Source organism: Allonocardiopsis opalescens (assembly GCF_003002095.1).
Taxonomy (GTDB): domain Bacteria; phylum Actinomycetota; class Actinomycetes; order Streptosporangiales; family Streptosporangiaceae; genus Allonocardiopsis; species Allonocardiopsis opalescens.
The window spans coordinates 347297-362219 of record NZ_PVZC01000004.1 but is presented as its reverse complement, the minus strand read 5'-3'; the positions used below and the strand labels follow the sequence as shown (position 1 = coordinate 362219).

Genomic DNA, 14923 nt, shown 5'->3' with positions numbered 1-14923 from the left:
GGGGATACGGCGGCGGCCGCCCCGGGCGCGGCGCGCCCGCCGGCCGCGGGGAACCGGCCGCCCTGACCGGATCCGGGGCCGGCCAGGGCGGCCGGCGCCGACCCTCCGCTCAGCCCGCCCGGTGCACCCGCCGCGCCACGATCGCCGCCTGCACCCGGCTGCGCAGCCCCAGCTTGGCCAGGATGCGGCTCACGTGCGTCTTCGCCGTCGCCTCCGCCATCTCCAACCGCGCCGCGATCTCCCCATTGGACAGCCCCTCGCCCAGGCAGGCCAGCACCTCGCGCTCCCGGGCCGTCAACTCGGCCAGCGCCGCCGACGGCACCTCGGGCACCCCGCCCATGCCCGGCCCGGCGAACTCCGCGATCAGCCGCCGCGTCACCCCCGGCGCGATCAGGCCGTCGCCGCGCGCCACCACCCGCACCGCCTCCACCAGCTCCGCCGCCGACAGGTTCTTCAGCAGGAAACCCGCCGCACCCGCGCGCAGCGCCCCGAACACGTACTCGTCCAGATCGAAGGTGGTCAGCACCACCACATCGCAGACACCCTCACCCACCAGCTCGCGGGTGGCCGACAGGCCGTCGCGCCTGGGCATCCGCACGTCCATCAGCACCAGGTCGGGGCGCAGCCGCCGGGCCAGCCGCACCGCCTCCTCGCCGTCGCCCGCCTCCCCCACCACCTCGATCCCCTCCGCCGCGCCCAGGATCATCACCAGCCCGGCGCGCACCGCCGCCTGGTCCTCGGCCACCACCACCCTGATCACCCGACCCGCCCCCGCAGCGGCAGCTCCGCCCGCACCCACCACCACGCCTCCGCCCCGCCGTCCCCGGCTCCGCTCCCGCCCGGCGGCGCCGCGCCCCGGCCCGCCGCCAGCGTCCCGCCCAGCACCGACGCCCGCTCCCGCATACCCGCCACCCCCACGCCGCCGCCCGGCACCGGCGGCCCGTCCCGCCGCTCCCCCGCCGGATTGCCCACCCGCACCGCCAGGGCGTCCCCGCGGTACTCCAGCACCACCTCGGCCCTCCTCGGCTCGGCATAGCGCAGCGCGTTGGTCAGCGACTCCTGCACGATCCGGTAGCCGGCCAGCTCCACCGCCGGCGGCAGCTCGCCCGCCTCCCCGCGCACCGCGAGCTCCACCTCCAGCCCCGCCGCCCGCGCCGTGTCCGCAAGCGCGCCCACCTCGCCCAGGCTCGGCGCCACCAGGCCGTCGCCGTCCACGTCCTCACCCGAGCGCAGCACCCCGATGATGTCGCGCATCTCCGCCAGCCCCTGCACGCTGTTGCGCCGCACCACCTCCAGCACACCGCGCACCCGCTCGGGATCGAAGTCCGGCAGCGCCAGCGCGCCGGTGGACTGCACCGCGACCGCGCTCAGCCGGTTCGCCACCACATCGTGCAGCTCGCGCGCCATCCGGGCCCGCTCGGCCGCCATCGCGTTGCGGTGGTCCAGCTCGGCCAGCCGCGCCACCTCCCCCGCACGGCGCCGCTCCAGGTCCGCGCGCTCGCGGTACTGGCGCACCGTCAGCCCGGTCTGCAGCGGCGTCAGGGTGAACAGCGCCAGGATCGCCACCACCTGCAGCGCCTCCACCAGGCTGCCGCTGTACACCAGCCAGGCGGTGCTGACCGCCACCACCACCGCGAGGAACGCGCCCGTCACCCCGTAGGCCAGCCGGCGCCCGCCCAGCGCGGCCGTCGCGTACAGCACGTCGGTATAGGCGATCCAGGTGCCCAGGAACGGCCCCGCCACCAGCAGGTCCGCCGCCGCCGAAACCGACGCCACCGCGAAGGCCCAGCCGGTGCGGCCGCTGCGCAGCGCGATCCCGGCGCACACCCCCAGCAGCGGCAGCAGCAGCGCCCAGTCGGGACCGACCGCCCACGGCAGCCTGCTGTACAGGCCCAGGCCCCACAGCAGCAGGCCGAGCAGGACGTGGCCGCCCGCCCACAGCAGGCCGCCCACGCTCAGCCGCCCGCTCCACAGGCGCCGCTCCAACCAGCCCCACCGTCGCACCCGACCATCACAGCACGTCGCCGCATGCCGCGCGTACATCGATGGATGTAGCGGACCACGCGCCGCACCCGGCCTGAGTGCCGACAGTACGGACGCATTAGGCGATTCCCAAGCAGGACGCAAAGGGTCCTAAGTACTATCCAATCGGCTATGTAACTCCCCGTCACGGCGCGGCACACTGGACCACAGGTGTGATCGACGCCACTGTGAGGAGGAACCGGCTCGCCGCCCCGGGCGTCTACTCCAGTGCCCGGGCCGCGGGCCAGCGGCCACACAACGAAGGAGCACCCCGCATTCGCGGGACAGAACGAACCGGAGGCACCCGATGTGCCAGCACGACCCCGCCTGTCCGCCCGTCGACGCCGCCGACCGTGAAGCCGCACGCACCGTGTCCAGCCACCCCGAGCAGGGCTGGAGCCTGCTCTGCAACGGCATCGTGCTCTTCGAGGACACCGGCGAGCTGCTGCCCAACGGCCGCGTGGTGAGCCCGCACCGGCCCACCGACCTGGCGGCCTGAGCCCGCACCACCCGGCGACCCGGCCCGCCGGGCACCGATCGGCCGGGGGCCGGGGGTCCCCAGGCGGACCGCATCCGCCGCGTCGCCCCGCTCCCCGGTGGCCCAGCCGCCCGACGCTGCGCCCGCCCGCGCGCTAGTCGCGCCCGCCCGCCGACGCGCCCGGACGCTCCGAGCGGTCCGCCACACTCGCGGCCAGAGCGCCGCCCCAGCCATAGGCCGCGGTCACCTCGGCCGCGGCCGCGGCACCCGAGGCCGCGCCCCCCTCCGCCGCCAGCGCGGCGCAGACCCGGTCGAGCGCGGCGAAGGCCTCGTCGGCCAGCACCGGCAGCCGGTCGTGCGCCACCGCGGACTCCAGGTACTCCTCCCACCACACCGCCGGCCCCGGCCCCGCCGCTCCCCCGGCGCCCGGGTCGACCGGGAAGCCGCGCCGCAGCCGGGCCCGCACCTCCGCCGCCACTCCCGGGTCGGGGTGGCCGAGCCCCGCCCGCCACACGTCGGCCGCCTCCTCGGCCCGGCCGCGCAGCGGCAGCAGCCGGCCGAGCAGCTCCACCGCGAGCGGCAGCCCGCCCCGGCCGGCGTCGGGGAGGCCGCGCTCCCCCGCGCCGGCCAGGGCGGCGATGGCCTGCTCCAGCCGGCCGATGGCGAGCACCGCCCGCAGCCCGGGGTCGTCGGCGCCGCGCAGCGCCAGCTCCAGCACCTGGCAGGCCCGCTCGGGGTCGCCGCGGTCCAGGTGGTGCTGGGCGAGGTCCTGGGCGGCCGGCACCAGCGCCTCGGGATCGCCGGTGTCGATGGCGTCCTGCCAGTGCCGCCGGGCCTGGTCGTGCTCCCCGGCCGCCGCGGCGATCGCGGCCAGCCCGCGGTGCGCGATCCCGGCGTAGGGCGAACGCTCGAAGTCCAGCACCCGGTGCCAGGCGGCCCTGGCCCCCTCGGGGTCGCCGGCCTGCTCGCGGCAGACGGCGAGGTGGCAGGCGGCGCGCGGCGCGAACTCGGGGTCGCCGGTGCCGATCGCCAGCTCGTCGGCGAGCCGCGCGGCCTCGGGATCACCCTGGTCGTGCCGGACCACCGCCAGGCCCAGGGCGGCACGGGCCCGCTCCCTGGGATCGGCGCCGCCGGCCAGCTCCTCGAACAGCGCGGCCGCCTCCGACAGCCGGCCCGCCTCGGCGTGCGCGACAGCGCGGTCGTAGCGGGCGACGCCCGGTGGTTCGGCGGTGGCGGTGTGCGCGCCGGCCGGCGCGTCGGCTGGGGGACGCTCGCTCCCGGTGGGTTCGCGGACGTCGCTCACGGGGGCCACCTTCCGGGGGTCGAGGCGGTGTCGTGAAGCGAGCGTACTGGTCTCCGGCGGCCGCGGCGGGCGGGGCCGCCCGCCCGCCAAGGCAATCTCACCCCGGAGTGACACCGGATGTAAAGCCGACTTGACACCCCTGGATGTCAAGGATACTTTCCATGTAAAGCTCACTTGACATGAACCAGCGGGAGCATGGACAACGACGTGCGAGAACTACGCACCGCCCGGGGCCTGTCGCAGAAGGCCCTCGGCGAGGCCCTGGGGGTGTCGCGGCAGACCGTGAACGCGATCGAGCAGGGGCGCTACGACCCCTCGCTGCCGCTCGCCATCCGGATCGCCCGGCTGTTCGGCCGTACCGTAGAGGAGGTCTTCCATGTCGACGACGACACCGACCCGCCCACCTCGGACAAGGACGCCTGAGATGCCCCGACTCAACCGGTGGGTCGTACCGGCCACCGGCCTGTTCCTCGGCCTGTGCTACCTCGCCGTCGGGCTGTACCGGGGCGAGCCCGCCTTCGGCCTCACCGGCCTGGGCGTCATGGTCGCCTACGTGGTGATCATCGCGGCGCTGTCGCGGCGCTCGGAGGTCGCGCAGCTGCTGAGCACCGAGGGCGGCGACGAGCGCCAGCGGCTGGTCCTTCTCAAGGCCAGCGCGGCCACGCTGAACATTCTTGTCGTGCTCGGGGTCGCCACGGCCTTCTGGACCCTGGCCACCGGCCACAACGCCCTGTTCGGCTACGTCGCCACCACGGCCCTGATCTTCCTGCTCGTCTTCGTCGGCACACTCGTCTACTTCAGCCGGCGCGGCTAGGCGCGGTCCGGTCCGCGGCACCGGTCCCGCCGACCGGGCCGGTGCCACCTCGATCGCCTGCCTGTTGGTCCGGTCTTCCGCGTGCGCTCGCTGTATGAACCCGCCTGCCGCCACCTTTACATCGTAGATCACTAACTGCTTCGGAGCCCGCCATGCCCCTCCTCCAGGACACCCCGGAGACGCCCGCGCCGCCGGCCCGGCGCCGGCGCTGGATCGCCGCCGCCGCGGCCGCCCTCGCGGCCGGGCTCCTCTCGCTGCCGCTCGCCCCCGGCCCCGCCCGCCCCGCCGACCCGGTGACCGGCGACACCGCACTGGCCGAGCAGGCCCGCGAACTGCTCGGCGACCACCCCTACACCGCCCTGTCCGTCGCCCTGCGCGAGGACGGCGTCTGGCGCACCGCCGGCTTCGGCGAGGCCGGCGGCGCCCCGGTCACCCCCGACACCCCCTTCGAGACGGGCTCGGTGCACAAGACCCTCACCGGCATGCTGCTGGCCGAGCTGATCGAGGAAGGCGAGATCGCCGCCGGCACCACCCTCGCCGACGCCTTCCCCGACACCCACTTCGCCGACCCCGACCTCGCCGCGACCACCCTGGAGGAGCTGTCGGGCCACCAGTCCGGCCTGCCCTCGACCGACCCCTCGCGGGCCCTGGCCGGCCTGCTGCCGCTGCTGAGCCGCGGCGACCCCTACGCCGGCCTCACCGCCGAGGACGTCATCGCCGCCGCGGCCGCCGCCGAGGTGCCGGAGTCGCCGGGCTACGGCTACTCCAACCTGGGCGTCTCCCTGCTCGGCGAGGCGATGGCCCGGCTCACCGGCACGCCCTACCAGCGGCTGCTGGACGAGCGGGTGCTCGGCCCGCTCGGCATGGACGCCACGGTCGTCGCGACCGCGCCCGCCGAGGTCCCCGACGGCGCCGCCTGGCCGCACGACGCCAACGGCGTGCGCGTCTCGCCCTGGTACAGCGCCGGCTACGCCCCGTCGGGCACCAGCACCTGGTCGACCGGCACGGACCTGACGCGCCTGCTGGACGCCGTCGCCGACGGCTCCGCGCCCGGCGCGGCCGCCACCGAGCCGCGCTTCCCCGCCGGGGAGGGCACCGAGGTCGGGCTGGGCTGGCACCGCAGCCGGATCGGCGGGGAGGAGATCGTCTGGCACAACGGCGGCACCGGCGGTACGCGGGCCTTCGTCGGCTACGCGCCCGCCACCGGCTCGGCCGTCGTGGTCACCGGGACCACCACCGAGTTCCTGGACTCCTTCGGCATGCGGTTGCTGGGCGCCGACGTGCCCGCCGCCCCGGGCTCCGGCCAGGGCCCGGTCCTGACCGCCGTCACCGCGCTGCTCTGCCTGGCCGGCGGGCTGTTCCTGCTGGAAGTGGGCACCCGCCGCCTGTCGGGCACCCGGCTGCGCCCGGCGCCGCACCGGGCCGGCACCGTCTCGGCGTCGGTGAGCGCCCTCGCCGTGCTGGCGCTGGCGCACAGCTGGGGCGCCTGGGCCCTGGTCCCGCCGGCGCTGTGGACGCTCGGCGCGGCGCTGACCGCCTTCGGGATCACGCTGGCCGCCGGCCGCTGGCCGCGGCTGCCGCTCACCCGCGGGCACCGGGCACTCGGGCCGGCGGTGTCCGGGCTCTCGATCGCCTTCTCGCTGACGCTGGCCTGCCTGGCGCTGTGGCCGCGGTGACGCGCCCGCCGCGCCCCCGTCCGGCCGGGGCGGCGCCGGGGCGTTGACGCGCCGGCGGCCGCGTGCGACGGTACGGCCGGGCCTCCGCCCCCCGTCCGCCCCTCGAGACCGCCCCGCGCGTCTCGCGACCGGCCGCGCCCGGCCCCGCCCCGGCACGGCCGGAGAGGAGCCGCACCGTGCCCAGCCCCCTGCCGCCCGGCGCCGCGCGCCGCGCCGCCCTCGTCCTGGCCGCCGCCGCGCTCGCGGCCGCCGGCGCGTCCGCCCCCGCCCACGCGGCCAGGACCGTCGGTGTGGACACCGCCGCCGAACTGTCCGCCGCGCTGGCCGACGCCCGCCCCGGCGACGTGATCCAACTGGCCCCCGGCCGCTACGACGGCGCCTTCTACGCCACCGCGAGCGGCACCGCCGCCGAACCGATCACCCTGCGCGGCCCCCGCGGCGCCGTGCTGTCCAACACCGCCCGCCGCTGCGACCCCAACGTGCCCGCGGACCGCGAGGTCTCCTACTGCGGCTACGGCTTCCACCTCAACCGCGCCGACCACTGGCGCCTGGAGGGCTTCACCGTCGCCGACGCCGCCAAGGGCATCGTGCTCGACGGCTCCGGCGGCAACGTCATCGACGGGGTGGAGGTGCGCGGCATCGGCGACGAGGGCGTGCACTTCCGGGCCGGCAGCACCGGCAACCTGCTCACCGGCTCCTGGGTGCACGACACCGGCACCGCCCAGCCGTCCTACGGCGAGGCCGTCTACATCGGCTCGGCCGAGAGCAACTGGGACCGCTACGGCGGCACCCCGGGCGGCCCCGACACCAGCGACGGCAACCGGATCGTCTCCAACCGCCTGGGCCCGGGCGTACCGGCCGAGCACATCGACATCAAGGAGGGCACCACCGGCGGCTCCGTGTCGGGCAACCACTTCGACGGCGCGGGCCAGACCGGGGTGCACTTCTCCGACATGTGGGTGGCGGTGAAGGGCAACGGCTACCAGCTCACCGACAACACCGGCGTGGACGCGGTCAACCACGGCTTCCGGGTCACCGAGCAGGTGCCCGGCTGGGGCTGCGCCAACGTGTTCCGCCGCAACACCGCCGAGGTCAACGCCCCCGGGTACGGCTTCCACCTGCCCCACCACGCCCGCTGCGCCCCCGACCGCCGCAACCTGGTCTACTCCGACAACACGGTGCGCGGCGCCGGGTCGGGCTTCGCCAACATCGCCCCGGTGGACTAGCGCCGCCCCGCCCGGCGCGGGTGCGGCCCCGGCTCGGGGCCGCACCCGCGCGGTCAGCCCGCGAACGCCTCCGGCGGCGGGCAGGAGCAGACCAGGTTGCGGTCGCCGTAGCCCTCGTCGATGCGGCGCACCGGCGGCCAGTACTTGTCCGCGCCGCCCGCACCGGACGGGAAGGCCGCCGTGGAGCGCTCGTAGGGGTGCGGCCACTCCCCCGCCAGCTGCGCCGCGGTGTGCGGCGCGTTGCGCAGCGGGTTGTCGGCGCGGTCCAGGGCGCCCGCGCCGACGGCGGCGATCTCGGCGCGGATGGCGGCCAGCGCGGCCACGAAGCGGTCCAGCTCGGCCAGGTCCTCGCTCTCGGTCGGCTCGATCATCAGGGTGCCGGCCACCGGGAAGGACATGGTGGGCGCGTGGAAGCCGTAGTCGATCAGCCGCTTGGCGACGTCGGCCACGGTCACCCCGGTCTCCTTGGTGATCCGGCGCAGGTCGATGACGCACTCGTGCGCGATCAGCCCGTTGGCGCCGGTGTAGAGCACCGGGTAGTGCGGGGCCAGCCGCTTGGCCAGGTAGTTGGCGGACAGCACCGCCGCCTCGGTGGCCCGCCGCAGCCCCTCGGCGCCCATCAGCCGCACGTAGGCCCAGGAGATCGGCAGGATGCCCGCCGAGCCGAAGGGCGCGGCCGCCACCGGCCCGATGCCGGTGTGCGGCCCCGCGTCGTCGCTGAGCGGGTGGTTGGGCAGGAACTCGGCCAGGTGCTCGCGCACCGCCACCGGCCCCACGCCGGGCCCGCCGCCGCCGTGCGGGATGCAGAAGGTCTTGTGCAGGTTGAGGTGGGAGACGTCGGCGCCGAACTCCCCCGGTCTGGCCAGGCCGAGCAGCGCGTTGAGGTTCGCGCCGTCGACGTAGACCTGGCCGCCCGCCTCGTGCACGGCCGCGCACACCTCGGTGATGGACTCCTCGTACACGCCGTGGGTGGAGGGGTAGGTCACCATGATCGCCGACAGCTCGGCGCGGTGCGCCTCGATCTTGGCGGCCAGGTCGGCGAGGTCGATATTTCCCTCGGAGTCGCAGGCGACCACCACCACCCGCATCCCGGCCAGCACCGCGCTGGCGGCGTTGGTGCCGTGGGCGGAGGCCGGGATCAGGCAGACGGTGCGGCCGTGCTCGCCGCGGGAGCGGTGGTAGGCGCGGATGGCCAGCAGCCCGGCGTACTCGCCCTGGGAGCCCGCGTTGGGCTGCAGCGACACGGCGTGGTAGCCGGTGGCCTCCGCCAGCCAGCCCTCCAGGTCGCGGATCAGCCGCAGGTAGCCGCGGGCCTGGTCGACGGGGGCGAAGGGGTGCATCCGGGCGAACTCCGGCCAGGTGACCGGCTCCATCTCGGTGGTCGCGTTCAGCTTCATGGTGCACGAGCCCAGCGGGATCATCGTGCGGTCCAGCGCGAGGTCGCGGTCGGACAGCCGCCGCAGGTAGCGCAGCATGGCGGTCTCGCTGCGGTGGCTGTGGAAGACCGGGTGCTCCAGGTAGCCGCTCTCGCGCAGCAGCCCCGGCGGGAGCGCGTCGCCGGTGGCGCGGTCCAGGTCCTCCACCGTGCCGGGCAGGCGGGAGCCGAAGACCTCCCACAGCACGCGCAGCTGCTCGCCGGTGGTGGTCTCGTCGCAGGAGATGCCGACGGAGTCGTCGTCGACGCGCAGCAGGTTGATGCCCGCGGCGCGGGCGGCGGCGACCAGGTCGGAGGCGCGGCCGGGCACCCGCGCCCGCACGGTGTCGAAGAACTGCTCGTGCTCGACCTCCACGCCGAGCGCGCGCAGCCCCTCGGCGAGTACGGCGGCGTGCCGGTGCACGCGCTGGGCGATCCGGCGCAGCCCGTCGGGGCCGTGGTACACCGCGTACATGCCGGCCATCACGGCCAGCAGCACCTGGGCGGTGCAGATGTTGCTGGTCGCCTTCTCGCGGCGGATGTGCTGCTCGCGGGTCTGCAGGGCCAGCCGGTAGGCGGGGTCGCCCGCGGCGTCCACCGAGACGCCCACCAGCCGGCCGGGCAGCTGCCTGGCCAGGCCGTCGCGGACCGCCATGTACCCGGCGTGCGGGCCGCCGTAGCCCATCGGCACCCCGAAGCGCTGGGTGCTGCCCACGGCGACGTCGGCGCCCAGCTCGCCGGGCGGGGTGAGCAGGGTGAGGGCGAGCAGGTCGGCGGCGACGACGCCCACCGCGCCGCGTTCGCGGGCGGCCGCCAGCAGGGCGCGGTGGTCGCGCACCGCGCCGGAGGCGCCGGGGTACTGCACCAGGATGCCGAAGAGGTCGGCGTCGGGCAGCCCCTCGGACAGGTCGGCCACCACCAGGTCGATGCCGAGCGGCTCGGCCCTGGTGCGCAGCACGGCCAGGGTCTGCGGGAAGGTGTCGGCGTCCACCGCGAAGGCGGTGCGGCCGCGCTTGTCGGCCCGCCGGGCCAGGGTCATCGCCTCGGCCGCGGCGGTCGCCTCGTCCAGCAGGGAGGCGCCCGACACCGGCAGGCCGGTGAGGTCGGCGACGGCCGTCTGGAAGTTCAGCAGTGCCTCCAGCCGCCCCTGGGAGATCTCCGGCTGGTAGGGCGTGTAGGCGGTGTACCAGGCCGGGTTCTCCAGCACGTTGCGCTTGATCACACCGGGGGTGACGGTGTCGTAGTAGCCCAGCCCGATCATCGAGGTCAGCACCTCGTTGCGGTCGGCCAGCTCCCGCAGTTCGCGCAGCACGGCCGTCTCGTCGGCGGCGTCGGGCAGCCGCAGCCCCCGGCCGCTGCGGATGCGGGCCGGCACCGCGGCGTCGATCAGCGCGTCGGTCGAGGCGTAGCCGACCTCGGCGAGCATCCGGGCCCGCTCGCCGGAGGAGGGGCCGATATGGCGGTCGGCGAACCGCACGTGGCTGGCGAGGTCGGCGATCGTCGGCCGATCGGTCATGGGAGCCTCCTGCTCAGGCGCGACCCGGGTGCCGCGGGCGCGGCACCTGCGTCTCCCCCTCTGTCACCCGCGGCGCGCGCCGCGACCTGAGAGCTTCACCGCGCGTACGGCGCGGCTTGCACCTTCGGTGGGCGGATCCCGCCGGGGGCCGCCGCTTTCCAGAGTCGCCTGATCCGGGCGGTCCGTTCGCCTGAGAGGTTCCGGGGAGGGTTGCTCCTTCGGCGCCCCGCGCCGCGGCCGCGGCGCGGGGTCTCTCCCGCTCGGTGTTCACAGCGCCTCCGAGCCTACACGCCGCTCCCCCTGCCCCTGGGGAGGCGGCCGGTCAGCTCGCGGCCAGGTCGGCCAGGGCGGCGGCGGTCTCGGCGGGCCGGCTGAACATCGGCCAGTGGCCGGTGTCGATGTCGCGGCGCGGCCACTCGGGGCCCTTCAGGTGGGCCAGCATCGGGATGTCGGCGGCCAGCAGCTGCCGGACGTCGTCGCACACGACCAGCCCGCGCCGCACGCCCGGAGGTTCGGCGTGGGAGAGGCGCAGCGGCTGCAGGTAGCTGGCGTAGGGGTGCGGGACGGCCTCGCGCCGGATCGCGGCCCGCTCGGCCTCGCCGAGGCCGGTGAGGCTGGAGTCCTTGCCGACCTGCTCCCAGGACGGCATCGGCAGCGTGCCGCCGTTGGCGGCGGCGGTCGCCTCCATGGCCGCGGCGGTGTCGGGGTCGAACAGGTCGACCACCCGCATCCCGTCGGGCGCGGGCGCGGCGTCGAGGTAGACCACGTGCGACAGCCGCTCGTGCGCCCGGTCGGCGGCGCCGGTGACCGGGAAGGCGCCGTAGCTGTGGCCGACCAGCACCGCCTCGCGCAGGTCCTCCTTCTCCAGCAGGCCGGTGATGTCGGCGATGTGGGTCTCCAGGTCGGCGCCGGGGCCCGCCTCGGCGGCCCGCTCGCCCAGCCCGGTGAGCGAGAGCGGGTACACGGTGTGGCCGGCGGCGCGCAGCTCCGCGGCGACCTCGCGCCAGGCCCAGGCGCCCAGCCAGGCGCCGGGGACGAGTACGAATGTGGCGGGTGCGGCCATGGTGGTCTCCTCGGATCGTCGGTGTCCGCGCCGGGCTCCCCGGCGACATGATCACCCTAGGATCGAATCCGGTCAGATCCGGTCCGGTAAAAGCGAGGCATCCATGTGCGCTGCGTCACACCCCACCGCCCGGGTGCTGACCCTGCTCGAACTGCTCCAGGCCACTCCCGGGCTGGGCGGCGCGGAGCTGGCCCGGCGGCTCGGGGTGGACGAGCGCACGGTGCGCCGCTACGCCGCGCTCCTGGTCGAGCTGGGCATCCCCGTCCAGGCCGCACGCGGCCGGATCGGCGGCTACCGGCTGACGCCCGGCTACCGGCTGCCGCCGCTGATGCTGGCCGGCGACGAGGCCGTCGCCGTGGTGCTCGGCCTGATCGCGGCCGACCGGATCGGCCTCGCCCCGGCCGAGGCGGGCGCGGGCGCCCTGGCCAAGGTCTCCCGGGTGCTGCCGCGCGAGCTGGCCGACCAGGTGGCGGCGGTCCGCGACACCCTGGGCCTCACCCTGCCCGCGCAGGCGGCCCGCTCCCCGCGCGCCGCGGTGGTGCTGGTGATCGGGCAGGCGGTGCGCGACCGCCGCCGCCTGGACCTGGAGTACCGCGACCGGCGCGGCGAGCCCAGCCGCCGGGAGGTCGACCCCTACGGCCTGGTCTTCCACGGCGGCCGCTGGTACCTCACCGGGCACGACCACTCCCGGGGCGCGCTGCGCACCTTCCGGCTGGACCGGGTGGCGCACGCCGCCGCGCTGGCCGCCGGCTTCGAGGTGCCGGCGGGCTTCGACCCGGTGGCGCGGGTGGCCGAGGCGCTGGCCCGCGCCCCCTACACCTGGCGGGTGCGGATCCGGCTGGAGGCGCCGCTGGAGGCGGCCAGAGAGCGGATCCCGGCCACGGTGGGCACGCTGAGCCCCGACGGCGGCGGCGTGCTGTGGGAGAGCCGGGTGGAGCGGCTGGACGAGATGGCCCGGTGGGTCGCTAGCCTCGGCTGGCCGTTCCGCGTCCTGGAGCCCGAGGAGCTGCGCGAGGAGATCGGCAGGCTGGCCCGGTGGCTTGCGGAGCAGGCGGCGGACGGCGGCGGAGCGGGCGGCGGCCGGAAGGGCGCTGACGGGGCCGGGGGCGGGGGCCGCTGATCGGGGGGACGGAGACTGGAGCGGGGGCGTCGGGGTCCTGGGTGCGGTCGGCGGCCGGCGCTCACCCGACCTTGCGGATCTTGCGGCGGCGGGCCAGCTCGTCCTGGGGGTGGTCGGCGTCGGGGCTGTCGACCCGCTCGCTGGGCAGCTCCGCCAGCGAGCCCTGCACCTCCTGCCAGACCCGGCCGAGCGCGATGCCGAACACGCCCTGGCCGCCCTGGAGCAGGTCCACCACCTCGTCGGGCGAGGTGCACTCATACACGCTCACACCGTCGCTCATCAGGGTCACCTGGGCGAGGTCGTGGGCGCCCCGCTGGCGCAGGTGGGTGACGGCCGCCCGGATCTGCTGGAGCGAGATACCCGTGTCGAGCAGGCGTTTGACCACCTTGAGCACGAGTATGTCGCGGAAGCTGTAGAGTCGCTGGGTGCCCGAGCCGGCGGCCGGGCGCATGCTCGGCTCCACCAGCTGGGTGCGCGCCCAGTAGTCCAATTGGCGATAGGTGATCCCGGCGGCGGCACACGCGGTCGGTCCGCGGTAGCCGACACCTTCGGGCAGTGATGAAAGCGTCTCTTCGAACAACAGCCCTTGCTCACCAGCTTGCTGAACGGCCGATCGCCTGTCGTCGGACGTTTGCCCTTCACCGCTGGTAACCGCCACGCCGACCTCCGGCTCATCGAGCCCACGGCATCCTTCGTCCGGGGGAGACGAAAATTACACGCAGGTGTTTTCCCTGAACGGTAAGACGGCACTGCGTAGAGCGTCAACGCTCGCCCTCGGCGCGTCGCGTACAGGATGCTCTACCGACATGACCGAATGTCGACGTTGACGACGGTCCTCCCGTTCTCCCCTGCGTTCCGCCATAGATCGATTACCAGCAGTTACCACAGGCCGGGACCTCAGGTGGTCCGGCCGAAGTCCTCGGGGGAGATCTGGTCCAGGAACTCCCGGAACTTCTCGACCTCGTCCTCCTCGTCGGGGATGGGCAGGCCCGCCTCGTCGAGCACCTCGGGCCGCGCGTAGATGGGGGCGCCGGTGCGCAGCGCCAGGGCGATGGAGTCCGACGGCCGGGCGCTGACCTCCACGCCGTTGGAGAACACCAGTTCCGCGTAGAAGACGCTGTCCTCCAGCGCGGTGATGTTCACGGCCGTCAGCTGCACGTCCAGGGCGTCGAGCACGTTCTTGAAGAGGTCGTGGGTGAGCGGCCGGGTGGGGCGCTCCCCGCGCAACTCGAACGCGATCGCCGTCGCCTCCACCGCGCCGATCCAAATCGGCAGGTAGCGGTCGCCGGACGTCTCCTTGAGCAGGACTATCGGCTGGTTGGAGGGCAACTCGACCCGAACGCCGACGACCTCCATATGCTTCACTTCGGCTCCGTCCCACGACCCGTCGTACCGAGGTACGCTGACTGCTCCTTTTCCAACGTACACCGCGCGTGCCGGGCCGCGCGGGAGCAACCTCACCCGTTTTGCCCGGCGCCCGTTTCGCCCGGACCGCTCCGCGCCGGACGCGCCCCGCGAGACCCCTCAGTCGAGCGTCCGCGGCAGCCTCGCCCGCACCAGGGCGGCGTGCAGCTCCGTGGACAGCCCGGCGATCTCACCCGCCAGCTCCCGCGCCCGCTCGTGCGCCTCGGGCCCGCGCCGGTGCGCCATCGGCGCGACCACCTGGCGGATCAGCGCTACCTCGCGGTCGGCCGCGGCGACGGCGGCCCGCAGGTGCCGGGCGCGCAGCCCGTAGCGGCCCAGCGCACCGGCCAGCCGCACCACGGCGACCTCGTCCGCGGCATACGGCCCGCCGCAGGGGCCGACCAGGCCGTACTCCTCCAGTTCGGCCAGCCGCTCGGGCTCGACGCCGGTGCGCTCGATCAGCTCCTCGCGGCCCGCGCAGCCCGGCTCCTCGCCGACGGGCGCCGGAGCGCGCTCGGGTGCCGGAGCCGGCTCGGGCGCCGCCTCGGCGGGCGGCGGTGGGGCGGGCACGGGCTCGCGCTCGGCCAGGCGCCGGCGGATCACCCGCAGCGGCAGGTAGTGGTCGCGCTGGGCGGTCAGCACGAAGCGCAGCCGCTCGATGTCGGCCGGGGTGAAGCGCCGGTAGCCCGAGGGGGCGCGCCGCGGCGCCACCAGTCCCTCGGCCTCCAGGAAGCGGATCTTGGAGATCGTCAGCCCGGGGAAGTCCGGCCGCAGCCGGTCGACGACCTCTCCGATGCCGCAGTGCTCGTGCGCCCCCGCTACGCCCAATCCGATCGCCCCGCTCAGCCGCCGCCGGCGGCGGCCCCGGACCATTACGGAGCGGGGCC

Annotated in this window: 14 protein-coding genes and 1 riboswitch; of the genes, 6 read left to right on the top strand and 8 right to left on the bottom strand. The window is 75.7% G+C overall.

What is annotated here, in order from left to right; all coding sequences use genetic code 11:
- Nucleotides 1–109 precede the first annotated feature (109 nt).
- Both CLV72_RS15125 and CLV72_RS33635 read right to left on the bottom strand, forming a co-directional pair.
- Complete coding sequence (locus CLV72_RS15125; RefSeq protein ID WP_106246210.1) at nucleotides 110–760, bottom strand: response regulator; 651 nt, start codon at nucleotides 758–760, stop codon at nucleotides 110–112.
- Nucleotides 757–2004 carry a sensor histidine kinase gene (locus tag CLV72_RS33635; RefSeq protein ID WP_170140989.1) on the bottom strand — a complete coding sequence of 416 codons (1248 nt, stop codon included), beginning with the start codon at nucleotides 2002–2004 and terminating at the stop codon, nucleotides 757–759. The genes CLV72_RS15125 and CLV72_RS33635 overlap by 4 nt, the downstream gene beginning before the upstream one ends.
- Nucleotides 2005–2329: 325 nt before the next feature.
- On the opposite strand from CLV72_RS33635, the gene CLV72_RS15115 reads away from it, so the two are divergent.
- Nucleotides 2330–2521, top strand: coding sequence for a DUF5999 family protein (locus CLV72_RS15115; RefSeq protein ID WP_106246206.1), 192 nt, complete (start codon nucleotides 2330–2332; stop codon nucleotides 2519–2521).
- Between the two features lie 133 nt (nucleotides 2522–2654).
- Here CLV72_RS15115 and CLV72_RS15110 read toward each other — a convergent pair whose 3' ends face one another.
- Nucleotides 2655–3803, bottom strand: coding sequence for a tetratricopeptide repeat protein (locus tag CLV72_RS15110; protein ID WP_106246203.1), 1149 nt, complete (start codon nucleotides 3801–3803; stop codon nucleotides 2655–2657).
- 195 nt (nucleotides 3804–3998) lie between these two features.
- Here CLV72_RS15110 and CLV72_RS15105 point away from each other — a divergent pair, with 195 nt between their 5' ends.
- The 4 genes from CLV72_RS15105 to CLV72_RS15090 all read left to right on the top strand — a co-directional run bounded on the left by CLV72_RS15105 (nucleotide 3999) and on the right by CLV72_RS15090 (nucleotide 7519).
- A complete protein-coding gene (locus CLV72_RS15105) occupies nucleotides 3999–4226 on the top strand; it encodes a helix-turn-helix transcriptional regulator (RefSeq protein ID WP_106246200.1) in 228 nt (75 codons plus the stop codon).
- 1 nt (nucleotide 4227) lies between these two features.
- Nucleotides 4228–4617, top strand: coding sequence for a DUF2178 domain-containing protein (locus tag CLV72_RS15100; protein WP_170140988.1), 390 nt, complete (start codon nucleotides 4228–4230; stop codon nucleotides 4615–4617).
- Nucleotides 4618–4769: 152 nt separating this feature from the next.
- Complete coding sequence (locus CLV72_RS15095; RefSeq protein ID WP_106246195.1) at nucleotides 4770–6293, top strand: serine hydrolase domain-containing protein; 1524 nt, start codon at nucleotides 4770–4772, stop codon at nucleotides 6291–6293.
- A gap of 176 nt (nucleotides 6294–6469) precedes the next feature.
- Nucleotides 6470–7519: a right-handed parallel beta-helix repeat-containing protein gene (locus tag CLV72_RS15090; protein ID WP_211302871.1), complete on the top strand. Its 1050-nt coding sequence runs from the start codon at nucleotides 6470–6472 to the stop codon at nucleotides 7517–7519.
- Nucleotides 7520–7572: 53 nt separating this feature from the next.
- Here CLV72_RS15090 and gcvP read toward each other — a convergent pair whose 3' ends face one another.
- Together gcvP and CLV72_RS15080 are read right to left on the bottom strand one after the other, a co-directional pair.
- Nucleotides 7573–10449: an aminomethyl-transferring glycine dehydrogenase gene (gene gcvP / locus CLV72_RS15085; RefSeq protein WP_106246192.1), complete on the bottom strand. Its 2877-nt coding sequence runs from the start codon at nucleotides 10447–10449 to the stop codon at nucleotides 7573–7575.
- A gap of 168 nt (nucleotides 10450–10617) precedes the next feature.
- Nucleotides 10618–10718: riboswitch (glycine riboswitch) on the bottom strand.
- 53 nt (nucleotides 10719–10771) lie between these two features.
- A complete protein-coding gene (locus CLV72_RS15080) occupies nucleotides 10772–11512 on the bottom strand; it encodes an alpha/beta hydrolase (RefSeq protein ID WP_106246190.1) in 741 nt (246 codons plus the stop codon).
- 103 nt (nucleotides 11513–11615) lie between these two features.
- Here CLV72_RS15080 and CLV72_RS15075 point away from each other — a divergent pair, with 103 nt between their 5' ends.
- Nucleotides 11616–12632 carry a helix-turn-helix transcriptional regulator gene (locus tag CLV72_RS15075; protein ID WP_106246188.1) on the top strand — a complete coding sequence of 339 codons (1017 nt, stop codon included), beginning with the start codon at nucleotides 11616–11618 and terminating at the stop codon, nucleotides 12630–12632.
- A 61-nt stretch (nucleotides 12633–12693) separates the two neighbouring features.
- On the opposite strand, the gene CLV72_RS15070 is transcribed toward CLV72_RS15075, so the two are convergent.
- From CLV72_RS15070 to ftsR, 3 genes are all read right to left on the bottom strand, one after another.
- Nucleotides 12694–13290, bottom strand: coding sequence for a MerR family transcriptional regulator (locus tag CLV72_RS15070; protein WP_106246185.1), 597 nt, complete (start codon nucleotides 13288–13290; stop codon nucleotides 12694–12696).
- A 239-nt stretch (nucleotides 13291–13529) separates the two neighbouring features.
- Nucleotides 13530–13997 carry a bifunctional nuclease family protein gene (locus tag CLV72_RS15065; protein ID WP_106246183.1) on the bottom strand — a complete coding sequence of 156 codons (468 nt, stop codon included), beginning with the start codon at nucleotides 13995–13997 and terminating at the stop codon, nucleotides 13530–13532.
- A 159-nt stretch (nucleotides 13998–14156) separates the two neighbouring features.
- On the bottom strand, nucleotides 14157–14864 hold the full coding sequence (gene ftsR, locus CLV72_RS15060) for a transcriptional regulator FtsR (protein ID WP_245930220.1): 708 nt from the start codon (nucleotides 14862–14864) through the stop codon (nucleotides 14157–14159).
- Between the last annotated feature and the right edge of the window lie 59 nt (nucleotides 14865–14923).

What these genes read in the sequence shown, in the direction of transcription:
- gcvP (WP_106246192.1), bottom strand. Translation starts at nt 10,449, where the DNA reads ATGACCGATCGGCCGACGATCGCCGACCTCGCCAGCCACGTGCGGTTC.
- CLV72_RS15095 (WP_106246195.1), top strand. Translation starts at nt 4,770, where the DNA reads ATGCCCCTCCTCCAGGACACCCCGGAGACGCCCGCGCCGCCGGCCCGG.
- CLV72_RS15075 (WP_106246188.1), top strand. Translation starts at nt 11,616, where the DNA reads ATGTGCGCTGCGTCACACCCCACCGCCCGGGTGCTGACCCTGCTCGAA.
- CLV72_RS15080 (WP_106246190.1), bottom strand. Translation starts at nt 11,512, where the DNA reads ATGGCCGCACCCGCCACATTCGTACTCGTCCCCGGCGCCTGGCTGGGC.
- CLV72_RS15100 (WP_170140988.1), top strand. Translation starts at nt 4,228, where the DNA reads ATGCCCCGACTCAACCGGTGGGTCGTACCGGCCACCGGCCTGTTCCTC.
- CLV72_RS15115 (WP_106246206.1), top strand. Translation starts at nt 2,330, where the DNA reads ATGTGCCAGCACGACCCCGCCTGTCCGCCCGTCGACGCCGCCGACCGT.
- CLV72_RS15105 (WP_106246200.1), top strand. Translation starts at nt 3,999, where the DNA reads ATGGACAACGACGTGCGAGAACTACGCACCGCCCGGGGCCTGTCGCAG.